This window comes from Chitinophaga sp. sic0106 (assembly GCF_019219075.1).
Lineage (GTDB): Bacteria > Bacteroidota > Bacteroidia > Chitinophagales > Chitinophagaceae > Chitinophaga.
Genome location: NZ_JAHUWJ010000006.1, coordinates 25245 through 40006 on the forward strand (window position 1 = coordinate 25245; position 14762 = coordinate 40006).

Sequence of the window (14762 nt, forward strand, 5' to 3'; positions counted from 1 at the left end):
ATCATGCCTATCAATAAATTTTGGATACTCATCATTGCTTTAGGTTTGAGCAGCTGTACGAAGTTCCTCACGCATGATGATCCCGTGGCGGTGACAGACGAAACCTGGTGGAAAACAGAAGCCAATGCTACTGGCGCGCTCGGCTCTGTGTATGCAGGCTTGCCGGGCGGATCGGATGGCCGGCAGCTCATGTTTTTATCCGCCCTCAGCGATGAGGCAGTAGCCCGTCAGGATACCAGGGGCAGTTATGAACTGTATGGTAAGGGACTGGCTAACAGCAGCTGGAATGTGGCCCTCAGCGTATGGCAGGACGATTTTAAAGATATCCGCCGCGCCTGCCGCTTCCTCGAAAACGTGGATCGCTGCTTTATGGATTCCACACTCCGGGAGCGCTATAAAAATGAAGCCCGTGCGATGCGTGCCTACTACCATATGGAACTGCTGATGTTTTTCGGTGGTATACCGATTGTAACGGAGTCGGTAGATCCTTTGAAAGACGATCTGAAACGCAATACGGAGCAGGAAGTCTATGATTTCGTGATGAGCGAGCTGACCGCCTGCATACCTAATCTGCCGGCGAGCTATAACAGCAATGAGGCCTGGCGTATTTCCTCCGGTGTATGTTATGCGCTCATGAGCAAACTGGCGATGTATTATGGTCATTTTGACGTAGCGAAAAGCAATGCAAAGGCGGTAATTGACCAGGGAACATTTGCCTTGTATAAAAGCACAAACGCAAAAGCAAACAGCTATGCAGAATTGTTTTTGTATACCGGGGAGCTGAATAAAGAGCGTATATTTTTCAAGGATAAGGGCTGCGCCGGTGCCTGGTTAACCTTTGCTCCAGCCGGAGTAGGAGGGAAGACGGTGGTGTCGCCCACCAATGTGGTACTCAATAATTTTGAAACCCTGCAGGGCAAAACGTTGGCGGAATTACCGGCGGACTCCCAGGCGATCTACAGGCAAAATCCTAACTATAAAAATAACCGGGATCCCCGGTTGGTGGGAGCGGTATTGTTACCCGGACAATCATATCAGGGGATTACGTTACAGCCGTTTGCAGCCGGTGCTGATCAACTGGGCGCTCAAAATGCCACGGCTACTGGTTTCTGGGTAAATAAGTACCTTGACCCGAAAGATCGCAATGCAGCTTCAGCAAACCGTACCCTGGATTATATGATCATACGTTATCCGGAGGTCCTGCTCAATTATGTGGAAGCACTGATTGAAACAGCCGACTGGCAAAACCCGGATGTGCTGACGTACATTAACCAGATTCGTAATCGCGCAGGCATGCCTGCTGCCGATGGAGTAAAGTATAACTCCCAGGAAAAGTTAAGGGACCTGGTACGCAGGGAGCGTATGTCTGAGCTCTGTTTCGAAGGGGCCCGCTTTTTCGATATCCGCCGGTGGAAAATTTTTGGTACGGTGATGACAGGCCAGGTGTATGGTGCTACCAATCCGGCTACCGGTGAGGCTACGCCCGTAGAAACCCGCAATTGTAATCCGGACAGGGATGTACGTTATCCTATTCCGCTGAGTGAGATGCTGGCGAATCCTAATATGGAACAGAATTATTTGTATTAATTTTTCAGGAAGTTCCGGGGGCCTTCGGCCCCCTGGTACTTCCTGAAATCCGGCACCACTGGTGCCGGATTTCAGGAAGCGCCCCCTGTACTAAGCCGGGTGCCCGCCGGCCCTGTGCATCTCATTCCTCCACCTCCAGCGAAGGTGGCAGTGAAAGAAATATGAACATCTTCGTATATGCGATCCCGTAAGTTTAGCAACCTGCCACGTGTAATCCCGGCCAGCGCTGTAATGCACCTGCTAAACAGTCTTCAAATCCTTTGCAGTACTGTGCTTAAACGTTTTAGTTAAAATCTGATATTTTCCCTATATTCAGGGAACATTCCACTATTTAAGTCCCGATGATTTAGCAACACTGTCAGACCCATAGCCACATTCCACGATCCGACCCTTTATTTTTTATTGTTTTCTTAAACCTTCAAAAGTAGTAACATGACATCCAGATTCCACGCCGTGCAGCATGTAATGCTGGCCATTACAGCCGTTGCAGCGATTAGTTTTGCTTCCTGCAGAAAAGATGCCGCCACACCTGCCACCAGCTCCACTCCGAAAACAGAAACAGTTACCAAAGCAGGCGGTAAATCAGTAGTGTATGTAGAGGTCAACAGCAACAGCATGTTGAATGCCGGGAAATATACGCTGACCACCGGCGGTCAGCAACTTTTTGATATTGCCATTATTTTTGCGGCTAACATCAATTACAACACCACTACCAGCAAGGCTTACCTGTATAACAATCCGCAGGTAACCAGTGTGCTGGTAAACAGGGCCACGCAGATTGTGCCGTTACAAAACAAGGGTATGAAAGTATTGCTCTCTATCCTGGGAAACCACCAGGGTGCCGGTTTCTGTAACTTCACCACCAGGGCCAAAGCGCACGATTTCGCCCAGCAGCTGGCCGATACAGTGGCGTATTATAGTCTCGATGGTATTGATTTCGATGATGAGTATGCGGATTATGGCAACAATGGTTTGCCTCAGCCTAACGACAGTTCCTTTGTATTCCTCCTGGAAGAACTGCGTACGCTGATGCCTGCCAAAATTATTTCTTTCTATTATTATGGTCCCGCTGCTTCCCGGTTGTCGTACGGCGGCAAGAAAGCCGGAGACTTCGTCAACTATAGCTGGAATGCCATCTATGGCAGTTATTCCGTTCCAAATGTAGCAGGTTTAACCAAAGCTAATTTAGGGCCCGCAGCGGTAAATATCATGAGCACGAGCCAGAGCACCTGTGTAAACCTGGCCACGCAAACGAAAAACAACGGCTATGGTATCTACCTGTGGTATAATCTGACGAGTACTAACAAAGCCACTTTATTTTCTGCTGTATCAAATGTGCTGTACAGCAGTGCGGTTACTTACACTCCCTGAGTTGTAAGGTAACTGTTGTTGCTAAATCGTTTAACTAATGAATAATGGAAATAGGAACGCCGCACCGGTATATCTGGTGCGGCGTTCTGCTCTACTCTACTAATCAATGATGGTTCGCTATCTGATGCCCAGGGTATCTCTTCTTAAGGTATCACGGTCATGTTTCTTATCCTTCTTAGGATGCTGCTGTGGTGGCCATTTTGCTGTATCTGGCCTTGGCTTGGGCGGAATCGTATCTTGCCATGTTGTTGTTAATCCCGGCATAGTTTGCGCTTCCACCTGATGGTCATCCCTAAGGATAAAAAATGCAGCGATAAATAATACCATCATCAGTCCAATTGTGGCGGGTAGGTTCTTCATAATATTTTATGAATGGTTCACTTACCCTTATTCCAATTTCATGCTGAAATAAATGGTTCATTCCGGCAGTTTGATAACTGCTTGAAATTTACTGATTTGCGCCATTGGTGGCGGTTTTAGGGGAATTACACCCTGTGGAGTATCGCCAACAATACGGGAATAGGCGGTTGAACTTTTTCCTTGATGCTGGTTATTTTATAGGAAGATAACTGGTAGCCGCCTGCAACAGGGCACCGTGATGGTACAGGCACGCTTGGCGCACCTGTACCACGTATGAAGTTATTGTTTAGTAAAGGCAATCCCCGCCTTTTCCCAGCGGCCATAAAAAAATGGTAATCCCTTCTTAAAACGCTCGTAATCCTTGTTGCCGGCATTTGTCCAGCCAACCTCTGCGTAGGCCGCCAGGCGCGGAAATACGTGACTGGTCATCGTTTTGACATCGGGCAAAAACTCGCCCCACATCTGGCAGCCACTACCCAGAATTTTATTTATATACTGCGGTTCCAGCCCTTTTGGAACGGGATCAAAGCTATAGGCTTTGTCCAGCTTGAAATCGTAATCCAGATACGTAAAGGAATGATAGGAATTGACCACGTCGTAGCCTTTGGACACCGCATCGCGGATGAGCGAGAGGTCGCCCTTCCAGAACTGTACCACGGTACCGGGTGCCAGCTTTTCCTTACCGGCATCATCTTTTGCATCGTTGTACTCGTGCAGCTTAATGCCCATGATTTCATTCCAGCCTATCATCCGGCGGTTTTTACCAGCCAGGAAATTGGAGATGCTGTTGGTGAATGCAATCTGTAAATCGGCCGGAGAGCTGAGCTGATGGGCACGCATATAACGCACCACCCCTGAATCTGCTTTCCACTGGTCATACTTCACTTCATCGCCGCCAATATGAATCACCTTTGATGGAAACAGCGCCATCACTTCCTGCAACACGTCCTGGAGGAAGGTAATCACTTTAGGATCACTGACGTTAAACACGTTGTAATGCACCCCAAATTGTGCCGGCACCGCAATTTGTTCATGCCGCATACCCAGCCAGGGATAGGCTGCTATGGCGGCGCTGGCGTGACCAGGCATTTCTATTTCCGGTACAATCGTGATATGCCTTGCAGCGGCATATGCAATGATATCTTTGATTTGCTCCTGTGTATAGTAGCCTTCGTGCTTTACTACACGGTACACTTTGCTGTTGAAAGCTGTTTGTGAAGAATCCCGGTGACTGCCTATCTGCGTGAGCAGGGGATATTTTTTGATGTCTATCCGCCAGCCCTGATCGTCTGTTAAGTGCCAGTGGAAGGTATTCATCTTCAGCACCGACATCTCCTCCAGCAACTGCTTTACGGCTGCTGTTCCCTGAAAATGCCTGGCTTCATCCAGCATGAAAGCGCGCCAGCCAAAACGGGGCTTGTCGGTTATATCAACGCCGGTAATCGTATGTGCATTACCGTTAGTGGTCACGAGCTGCCGTAGCGACTGCACACCATAAAAGACACCGCCAGCAGTGGCTGCGCGTATCAGTACACCTTTGGCATCGCCGTGCAGTGTATAACCTTCCTGGCCCAGTTGGGCCAGCAACTTGCTGTTTACTTCCAGTCTGATAAAATTCGTTTGTCCTTTTCCGTTAGTAGGGAGATGCAGGCCCGTCGTTTGTTCCAGCGCTGCTTGTAAATACGCTGCCTCTGCCGGGCTGTTTCCTGTGATAGTAGTACTGGGGGAGAGGGTAAAAATGGTGCCGTTTACTTTTAGTTCCGCCGGCATTGGAATCATGTTCACTGCGTAGAGCTGCATGGAGGCACAAAGCAGGATGCTGAGTGCTGCCAGCCGCTGAAAAATTGTTTGCATAAGTGGTTTTTATTGCGTTTCCAATACTGGAAAAATTACAAATAAAATCCGGTTATGCGGGGAATATTACACCAGTTCCATTTTTACCCTCGACAAGGCAATATCAGTGACCGTCTCGGAAAAGAATACCGGCGGCACTTTGTAAAGCTGCAGGAGATCAGCAGGCGTGGTGGGCGCACTGCTGATCTGTTCTGTAGTCAGTTGTCTGGTAAAGTACAGGTTGCCGAGCTTGCAACGGATACCTGACTCCTGGTAAATATTATAGGTAGCAATGCGCGCTTCTACCTGCTGGATGTCGTTGGACTTATACCAGGTATGGGCCACGCCTTCTTCGTTTGTTTGTGGTTGCCAGCCTCTGCTGAGCAGGTGCTGTTGGATCACTTCCTGATCGGCGGCAATATCTTCAAAGTCGGTGATCATCGTTTGCATACGCTGTTCCGGCTGTAAGGTGGTTACCTGTCGATCGAGCTGTTCAAAAGCTGGTGTGATATTATTGGCGGTGAGGTGTTGTTTCCACTGATCCATCATGGCTGCATCCATTTGCAGCGGATGCAGTAAACGCACGGTGGCGAAAGGCGGCAGCTCAATAGCGGCGCCGCTGATGGTGATGAGCCTTGCATCTTCAGTGCAGCGTAAGCTGGTCATCAGCTGGTTTTCTTCATCATATACTGCCCATATGAGTCTGTTGGCAAATACAAACATCAATGGGTTTTGGAGGAAGAGCTCCAGCCATTGGGCTGCTTTCCAGCTGCGTTGGTTTACGAGGAACTGCTGGAGGCGTTCTGCCTGTTGGGCTGCCATGGCGGGCAGCTGTTTCTGCAGTTCCTTAAAGAATTTTTTCGTTTCCTTGGAGGCCGCGGTAGGAGGCGTTTTAGGCCTTTTTCCTTTGCGGTTGAGGTAAGCGATACGGAAGTTATTATCCACGAAACCTTTCCAGGTATCGCCGTTCATCTCAAATGATTGGTACCTGCCTTCGAACTCCAGGTCTGGCACGGCTTTGTCGCCCAGCTCATGGAAGGTCAGCTCCAGCTCGGCGGCAGCGCGCACCAGTGCGTTTCTGGCGGCGGCGCCGAGCTGTACGCGGCGGGTGGTATATTTTTTACCGTAGTAGGCTACTATTTGGAGCGACTTACTATTCGCCTGCAGCGCCATCGCATCGAGTGCGTGCTCTGCCTGGCGTGGGCGGCGCTCGTTGATCCAGCTGCCGATGTTAGCCTGGAGGGCGGCGGCGAGCTTATTATGGCCGGTAAAGGCGGCTGTTGCCAGGAGGAACTTCAGGCGGGTATCGCCTTCGTGCTGCTCGTACATATCGAACAGGCCCATGGCAAAGTCGTCGTTGCGTTTCGGGTCCAGCAGCTTCAATAACGGTTTCGCCTCTACGTCTGCACCCATTTCGGTGATGCGCGACATCCGGTATAGCAGGAAGCGGGTGGCTTCCAGTGGCAGCTGCTCGCCGTTTTTGGTCCACAGGAGCGGGAGGGATTGGTCGTCCATCCATTTTTCCAGGGGGCGGTTGAGCTTATACCGGCTTCTGGCGGAAGCGATGAGCTGGTTAACGGTGTCCATATCCGCTTCATAGCGGATCACGTTGCCCAGTGTTTCCAGCATCAGGTCGCGGGCATCGTCGTTGATTTCGTTGTGCAGTGCTTCCGTGATAAGGAGTCGCGCTTCCGGCGTATTAATGCTACAGAGGATGAGCGTGGCGGTGAGGCGTTGCTCGGCCTTTTTATGCTGTAATAGTTCGGCTGCTTTGGAGTAGGCGTCCGGATCTTTTGCCAGGATAACGGCTACGGCCATACGCACTGACTTCAGTTTGTGCAGGGTATAGGGCCATAGTTGTTCAAAGTATTGGGTGGATTCGACGTGTTCCATTACCGGTAGTAACAGCTTGATGTCGTAGCCTTTTTCCAGCGCTTCCATCAGGATAGGTACGGCCTGTTGTTGCAGGCGCTGGCCCAGTATTTCGAAACAGGCAGGATGTATTTCCCTTTGTTCACGGACGAACTGGAGGAGGTAGTCCATACCTTCGGCGGCATTATGTTGCAGGAGGCCGTGCAGGGCGATCAGGCTGAGCGGGTAGCTGCCAGTGGTATCCGCCTGGAGGATGCTGCTGGCCTGACCTTCGCTGTCAACGGGCGTTTGCGAAAACTCCCGGAGATATAGCCGGAACAGCGGCAGGAGGTTAGCCTGGTAGTTGTCTGGCTGGTAATTGGTGAGTGCCAGTTGTACGCCCAGCTGTACTGCCACAGGGGCAGTAGCGGCATTGCCTGTTTGCAGCAATAAGGGCTCGTATCTGGCGAAGTTGTTTTGCAATAAGGCGTTGGCCAGATCGCTGTTTAAATAGCCCGCTACGGGGCTTAAAAGCTTTTTTTCAAGGTAAGGGAGTTCCAGGTCCGGATGGCTTTTGGCCAGGAGTCTGAAAAACAGGGAGTTCCAGTTAAGTTGATACCACCTTTCCAGGTATGGTTGGATAGCGAGTGCATCGGTACTTCTAAGCAGGTCCTGGAGGAATTTCCGCAGGGGCGAAAACTTCAGCGGGAGCAGGTCCATATTGTCTCCGTAGTTGGAATAACGGATGAGCATGGAACCAATTTTCTCAGGGCTGTAGCCCTGTTGCTGGAGGAAGTGGGTGAATGTACTGAATCGTTGTACGATAGAGGAGGAGCTGCCTGGCATATCCAGCATAGGGACGATATGCGTCAGGAAATCATGCTCATTTTGCTCCCATACCTGTGGATCGGATAGTAACTGAAGCACCAGTCGGTCGTTGTCATTCCATTGATCGGGCAGTTGCAGCAGGGGGATAAAGTAGCCTGCCATGGCTGTTTCATCGGGTGTGTTTAGTACCGGTAAGGAAGCTTGTGCGCCTGTCAGGAACAGATGGATCGACACGATCGTGGTTTCATTGGCATGGTGGAACCTTTTTCTCAGCCTTTCAATTATTGGTTGTGTCGTTTCCGCTGTATATGGCATAAGGTTTAGATGGATTCAGTTTATTGGTATTGGCTGCGTGCTACCGCTTAAGGCGGCTTTTTATCAAGTGAATAAAGTGGTTTCTGTTTGCAATTCCGGCACAAATTAAATAAAATCGAAAAATAAAAAGCTAAATATCAGTGGCATTTATAAAAAAAGGGGGGTGTTTTTTGATCTTAGGGATTGCCAATGTCACCTTCGGTGCCATTGGAGGGGGGGCTGCGCTGCGCGCAGGGGGCTTTTGTGGGGAGATGTTGTTGTGTCGTTGGAAGAGAGATGCGTTGTCTGTAAGTCGTGGCGATGAGGAGATCGTATCAGGGGCGGAGGTTTTCGCTGTTGGGGGCATACAGCCTGTGCAGCCTGTACGAATCACGCGTCGGCCGTAGTGGTGCGCGGGAAGGTAAGGCCGGGTACAAATTTTTGTTTTCCGGGAGATGTGGGCGCAGCAGCGCCCACATCTCCCGGAACTCCTCCCGGCCGCAGGCCGGGGGAGTTCCGGGGCAAAAAAAAGACTGACACCTCCGTATCAGTCTTCGTAATATCTTACAGGAAACCCAGTTCCAGCTTAGCTTCTTCGCTCATCATTTCCTTGGTCCAAGGTGGGTCAAAGGTGAGATGCACGTGAACATCGGTCACGGATTCTACGTTTCTGACCTTTTCTTCCACTTCGCGGATGATATCTCCGGCAACGGGGCAACCGGGGGCTGTCAGCGTCATGTCGATGTTGATGGCGTTATCCTCGCTGATTTTAATGGCGTATACCAGTCCGAGTTCCCAGATGTTCACCGGAATTTCCGGATCGTAAACGGTGCGGAGTTGTTCTTCGATCTGATCTCTTAATGTTACTTCACTCATGACTAGTTATTTTTAGCCTGGTAGGCGACGGAATAAAGTTTCATCTGTTTGAGCATACTCAGCAGGCCGTTGGAACGGGTGGGAGAGAGGTGGCTGCTCAGGCCGATGGCGTCAATAAAAAATATCTCTGCCTCAGCGATTTCTTTAGGTGTGTGGCCGGAGAGCACGGAAATCATCAGGCTTACGAGGCCTTTGGTGATGACAGCGTCGGAATCGGCCGAGAATAAGAGCTTGCCGTCTTTGAGTTCGGTGTGTAGCCACACGCGGGACTGGCAGCCTTTGATCAGGTTATCGTCTGTTTTGTATTGCTCCGGAATGAGGGGCAGTTCTTTTCCCAGCTGGATAATATATTCATATTTATCCTCCCAGTTTTCCATAAAGGAAAAATCGTCTATTACCTCTTCCTGTTTTTCTTTTATCGTCATAATCCCCTGTTTACAGCAGCATAGTGCTGGCGCGTTTCACACCTGCCACCAGTTTATCAATTTCTTCCCTGGTATTATAGAAGGAGAGCGAAGCTCTTACGGTACCTGGAATATTAAATCGGTTCATGAGTGGTTCGGTGCAGTGGTGACCTGTTCTCACGGCTATTCCCTGGCGGTCCAGTAATTCGCCCATATCAAACGGGTGAATATTATGTACGAGGAAGGAGATGGCACCGCTTCTGTTGGCAGCGTCGCCGATAAAACGGATACCGTCTATCTGGCGCAGTTGTTCCAAGGCGTAGCTCATCAGTGCTTCTTCATACTGCTGAATGGCGGGAATACCTGTTTGCTGCAGGTATTCGATGGCTGCTCCCAGTCCGATGATACCGGCGATGTTAGGAGTGCCGGCTTCAAATTTATGGGGCAGTACGTTATACGTTGTTTTTTCGAAGGTAACGGTTTTGATCATTTCTCCACCGCCCTGGTAAGGGGGCAGTTTGTTGAGCCATTCTTCGGAGCCGTAGAGTACACCGGTGCCGGTGGGGCCGTAGATTTTATGGCCGGAGAATACGAGGAAATCCGGTTGGAGCGCCTGCACGTCGATCGTGATGTGCTGGATAGCCTGAGCGGCATCGATGAGCACGGGGATATTTCGTGCATGCGCTGCCGTGATGATATCTTCTACCGGGTTTACGGTGCCCAGTGTATTGGATACATAGGTGACGGATACAATTTTTACGGTATCATCGAGCATGGCTTCAAAGGCTTCCATGATCAGTTCACCCTTATCGTTGATAGGGATTACTTTGAGGGTGGCGCCGTTGTCTTCACAGGCCATCTGCCAGGGCACGATGTTGGAGTGGTGTTCCATGGCGGAGATGATGACGGTATCGCCTGGTTTCAGGAAGCGGCGGCTGAAGCCACTGGCTACGAGGTTGATTCCGTCTGTGGTACCTTTTGTGAAGATGACCTGGCTGCTATCGGGGGCATTGATAAAACCGGTAACGATGTTGCGGGCTTTTTCGAATGCGTCGGTGGCTACCTGGCTCAGATGGTGTACCCCACGGTGCACATTGCTATTATATGTTTCGTAGTAACGTTCTAATGTTTCGATGACCGCTGTTGGCTTTTGCGTGGTAGCTCCGTTATCGAAGTATACCAGCGGTTTGCCATGCACTTGTTGCTGCAGGATCGGGAAGTCTTTCCTGACGGCGGCAACATCGAGTGCGGCGGTTCCTATGTTAGCAATATGTTCCATGATGTATCGGTCTTAATTGTTCATGATGGCCTCGATCTGACCCTGGATGTATTCCTGGAGCGCAGGTACTGCGATTTCGTCGGTTACATCGTGGGTGAATGCGTTTACCAGCAGGGCTTTTGCTGCTTCTTCACCGATGGCGCGTGCGCGGAGGTAGAAGAGGGCGTCTGCACTGAACTGGCCGGCAGTAAAGCCGTGGCTGCATTTCACGTCGTCGGCATATATTTCCAGCTGTGGCTGGGAGTTGATGGTCGCTTTATCGCCCATCAGGATATTATTGTTTTGCTGGAAGGCGTTGGTTTTCTGCGCTTCCTGGTGCACATGGATTCTGCCGGTGAATACTGCGTTAGCATTTTCCAGCAGTACACCTTTATAGTGTTCGTTGCTGTTACAGTTCGGAACGAGGTGGTTCATGAACGTGTAGTTGTCCACGTGTTGGTTACCAGTTGCCAGGTAGATGCCTTTCAGATTGGTTTCTGTGTTGCTGCCGTGTAATACTACGCTCAGGTTGTTACGGGTGAACGGGGTATTGGGCAGGGTGAAGTTGAAGTGGTGGTAACGGCTGTCTCTTTCCTGTTGTGCAGCGGTGGTGTTTACCTGGCGGAAATTTTCCGCGCCTTGCTGTACGTTATAGTGCCAGAGTTCAGCGTTATCGGCAACCACTACTTCGGTTACGCAATTGGAGAATGCTACCGCTTCCTGTTTAGGGTGTACGGTGGATTCGATGACGGTGGCCGTAGCGCCTTTGTGCAGTACCCACAGGTGACGTGGCTGTATGAATGCGTGACGGTCGGAAGTATATACGTGAATGAGGTGAATGGGCTTGTCGACGCTCACATTTGCCTGCAGTTCGATGAACAGGCCATCGGCGAACAGGGCGGTATTGAGATCGGCGAGTGGTTCACCGTTTACCTGTGTATGTTGATTGAACCATTTAGCGAAGCCAGGGGCATCGGTGCTGGCGCTCATGGTGCCGATGCGGATGCCTTTCCCTTCCGGAATGCTGGAGAGGTTTGCCTGCAGATGGCCGTTTACAAGTACGATACGGTAAGCGTCCAGTCCCGGGATAGTGGCTTCGTTGGCAACATCGGCGGTGGTGGTAGCAGGTGTACTTGTTAATTCATATGGATACTCTTTCAGGAATCGCTGGATATTGGTAAAACGCCATGCTTCCGTTTTCAGGGTAGGGAGACCTGTAGCGGAGAAGCGTTCCAATGCGCCGCGGCGAACTTCCTGCAGGGAGTCCTGCGGAGCCGGCAGTGCATTTACGTCTTCCGTTAAAGCCTGGTAAAAAGGTATCATGATGGTATCGCTTGTCATTTTGCTAACGCTTTTTAATAAATTACGAGAGATGATGGGCTATCGTAATTTGATTATACTGATTCTTTCTGGTGCTCTGCTTCTTTCAGCCAGTCGTAACCTTTTTCTTCCAGCTCCAGGGCCAGTTCTTTAGTACCGGTTTTGATGATGCGGCCGTTGTACAGTACGTGTACGAAATCAGGAACGATATATTCAAGCAGACGTTGATAGTGGGTGATTACTACGAATGATTTTTCGGCATCGCGCAGTTTGTTTACCCCGTTGGAAACGATGCGCAGGGCGTCGATATCCAGGCCGGAGTCAGTTTCATCCAGGATGGCCAGGGAAGGATTCAGCATGGCCAGCTGGAAAATTTCGTTACGTTTCTTTTCACCACCGGAGAAGCCTTCGTTGAGGGAACGGTTCATCAGGTTGGTATTAAAATCTACCAGCTGTTGTTTTTCTTTGGTCAGCTTCAGGAATTCCTTTGCTTCCAACTGAGGGAGGCCTTTGTAGGCTCTTACCTCGTTTACTGCAGTTTTGAGGAAGTTGATGTTGGATACACCCGGGATTTCAACAGGGTACTGGAAAGCCAGGAAAACACCTTCACGGGCGCGATCTTCAGGAGACATTTCCAGCAGATTTTTGCCATTAAACCAAACTTCACCTTCTGTAACTTCGTAGTTATCACGGCCGGCCAGCACAGATGCCAGCGAGCTTTTACCGGAACCGTTAGGTCCCATGATAGCATGGATTTCCCCTTTCGGAATTTCCAGGTTAATACCTTTCAGAATTTTTTTCCCTTCTACTTCTGCGTGCAGATTTTTAATCGTCAGCATGATTGTTTTATTGTGTTCTGTATGTTTAAATAGTTGTCAGTAATCAGTTACTGGTTAATTTTTGTAACCAATTCCCAACTATCCAACGCTTCCTTCGAGAGTGATAGATAAAAGTTTCTGTGCTTCTACGGCAAATTCCATAGGCAGCTGGTTCAGTACTTCTTTAACGTAACCGTTTACGATGAGTGCAACGGCTTTTTCGGTATCGATGCCACGGGCATTGAGGTAGAAGATCTGGTCTTCCCCGATTTTTGAAGTGGTGGCTTCGTGTTCGATCATCGCGGATTTGTTCCTTGACTCGATATACGGGAAGGTATGAGAGCCGCATTGGTTACCGATCAGCAGGGAGTCGCACTGGGTAAAGTTACGGGCATTTTCTGCGCGTGGGCCTACAGATACCAGTCCGCGGTAACTGTTGTCGCCATGACCGGCAGAAATACCTTTGGAGATGATACGGCTTTTGGTGCCTTTACCGATGTGGTGGATTTTGGTACCGGTATCAGCGATCTGTTTGTTACGAACCACTGCTACGGAGTAGAATTCACCTTCGGAGTAGTCGCCCTGCAGAATCACACTTGGATATTTCCAGGTGATGGCAGAACCGGTTTCTACCTGAGTCCAGGAGATTTTACTGTTAGCGCCTTTACAGATACCGCGTTTGGTTACGAAGTTGAAAATACCACCTTTACCGTCTTTATCACCAGGATACCAGTTTTGAACGGTGGAGTATTTTACTTCTGCTTTTTCCAGGGCAACGATTTCTACTACTGCGGCGTGCAGCTGGTTTTCATCGCGCATTGGAGCGGTACAACCTTCGAGGTAGCTCACGTAGCTTTCATCGTCAGCAACGATGAGGGTACGTTCGAACTGTCCGGTATTCTGTGCGTTGATACGGAAGTAAGTGCTCAGTTCCATTGGGCAACGAACGCCTTTGGGAATGTACACGAAAGAACCGTCGGAGAATACGGCGCTGTTCAGGGCAGCAAAAACATTATCTGAAGCCGGTACTACTGTACCGAGGTATTTTTTAACTAAGTCAGGATATTCCTGAACCGCCTCACCGAAAGAGCAGAAAATCACACCCAGTTCTTTCAGTTTGGTTTTGAAGGTAGTCACAACGGATACGCTGTCGAATACTACGTCAACGGCTACACCTGTGAGTGCTTTCTGTTCATTAATGGAAATACCCAGTTTATCGAATGTAGCGAGTAATTCAGGATCTACTTCATCCAGGCTGTTCAGCTGTTTCTTTTGCTTAGGAGCTGCCCAGTAGGAGAGGGATTGTAAATCCAGTTCAGGCAGTTCGAAATGCTGCCAGGTAGGGAATTTCAATTTTTTAAATGCCTGAAATCCTTTCAGTCGCCATTCCAACAACCATTCAGGTTCATTCTTTTTCGCCGAAATAAAACGGATGATATCTTCATTTAGCCCAGGAGGTGCTATATCCATTTCAATATCGGTGGTAAAGCCAAACTCATACTCCTTATTGGCTATATCATCTATTATTTCGTTACTATTCATCATACAATTTTGTGATTTTGAGTGGTGGGAATTAGAAAATTGCTTTTCTACACCTGCTTATACAGCGAAGCTTTCGCCGCAGCTGCAGGTTCTGGTAGCATTCGGGTTGTTAAAGAACAATCCTTTGCCATTCAGCCCATCGGAGTAATCCAGCTGGGTGCCATAGAGGTAGAGTAAGCTCTTCATCTGCACCACAACTTTTACACCTTTATCTTCGAAAACCTGGTCTCCTTCTTCTTCTGTTGTTTCAAATTTCATGACGTATTCCAGGCCGGAACATCCGCCACCCTTTACGCCAACACGAACAAAGGTACCTGGCGCATGATGGTCTTTTTCCATCAATGCTTTAATATATTCACCTGCTTTTTCTGAAACGGTTATCATAAATCAGCATTTTTTAAATTACTGAAGCCGGTTCCC

The 14762-nt window shown here is 49.4% G+C and carries 12 protein-coding genes; 2 read left to right on the forward strand and 10 right to left on the reverse strand.

Annotated elements, in window-relative coordinates:
- Positions 1–3: 3 nt before the first annotated feature.
- Positions 4–1587 (forward strand): RagB/SusD family nutrient uptake outer membrane protein, encoded by a 1584-nt coding sequence (locus tag KW844_RS10730; protein ID WP_218376728.1) that lies wholly within the window; start codon positions 4–6, stop codon positions 1585–1587.
- A 432-nt stretch (positions 1588–2019) separates the two neighbouring features.
- Positions 2020–2958: an endo-beta-N-acetylglucosaminidase H gene (locus KW844_RS10735; RefSeq protein ID WP_218376729.1), complete on the forward strand. Its 939-nt coding sequence runs from the start codon at positions 2020–2022 to the stop codon at positions 2956–2958.
- Positions 2959–3075: 117 nt separating this feature from the next.
- Here the strand turns inward: KW844_RS10735 and KW844_RS10740 are convergent, their stop codons facing one another.
- The 10 genes from KW844_RS10740 to KW844_RS10785 form a co-directional block, all read right to left on the reverse strand.
- Positions 3076–3318: a hypothetical protein gene (locus KW844_RS10740; protein ID WP_218376730.1), complete on the reverse strand. Its 243-nt coding sequence runs from the start codon at positions 3316–3318 to the stop codon at positions 3076–3078.
- A 279-nt stretch (positions 3319–3597) separates the two neighbouring features.
- A complete protein-coding gene (locus tag KW844_RS10745; protein WP_218376731.1) occupies positions 3598–5172 on the reverse strand; it encodes a beta-N-acetylhexosaminidase in 1575 nt (524 codons plus the stop codon).
- Positions 5173–5238: 66 nt separating this feature from the next.
- Complete coding sequence (locus tag KW844_RS29390) at positions 5239–8064, reverse strand: DUF4132 domain-containing protein (RefSeq protein WP_218376732.1); 2826 nt, start codon at positions 8062–8064, stop codon at positions 5239–5241.
- Positions 8065–8688: 624 nt separating this feature from the next.
- On the reverse strand, positions 8689–9000 hold the full coding sequence (locus KW844_RS10755) for a DUF59 domain-containing protein (protein WP_218376733.1): 312 nt from the start codon (positions 8998–9000) through the stop codon (positions 8689–8691).
- A gap of 2 nt (positions 9001–9002) precedes the next feature.
- Positions 9003–9425, reverse strand: a complete 423-nt coding sequence (locus tag KW844_RS10760) for a SufE family protein (RefSeq protein WP_218376734.1) — start codon at positions 9423–9425, stop codon at positions 9003–9005.
- 10 nt (positions 9426–9435) lie between these two features.
- Positions 9436–10683, reverse strand: coding sequence for an aminotransferase class V-fold PLP-dependent enzyme (locus tag KW844_RS10765; RefSeq protein ID WP_218376735.1), 1248 nt, complete (start codon positions 10681–10683; stop codon positions 9436–9438).
- 12 nt (positions 10684–10695) lie between these two features.
- Positions 10696–12003, reverse strand: a complete 1308-nt coding sequence (gene sufD, locus KW844_RS10770; protein WP_255578343.1) for a Fe-S cluster assembly protein SufD — start codon at positions 12001–12003, stop codon at positions 10696–10698.
- A gap of 53 nt (positions 12004–12056) precedes the next feature.
- On the reverse strand, positions 12057–12821 hold the full coding sequence (gene sufC / locus KW844_RS10775; protein ID WP_218376736.1) for a Fe-S cluster assembly ATPase SufC: 765 nt from the start codon (positions 12819–12821) through the stop codon (positions 12057–12059).
- A 78-nt stretch (positions 12822–12899) separates the two neighbouring features.
- Complete coding sequence (sufB, locus tag KW844_RS10780; RefSeq protein ID WP_218376737.1) at positions 12900–14345, reverse strand: Fe-S cluster assembly protein SufB; 1446 nt, start codon at positions 14343–14345, stop codon at positions 12900–12902.
- A gap of 54 nt (positions 14346–14399) precedes the next feature.
- The gene (locus KW844_RS10785; RefSeq protein ID WP_218376738.1) at positions 14400–14726 is read right to left on the reverse strand and encodes an iron-sulfur cluster assembly accessory protein; all 327 of its coding nucleotides are present in this window, start codon (positions 14724–14726) and stop codon (positions 14400–14402) included.
- Positions 14727–14762: the final 36 nt, after the last annotated feature.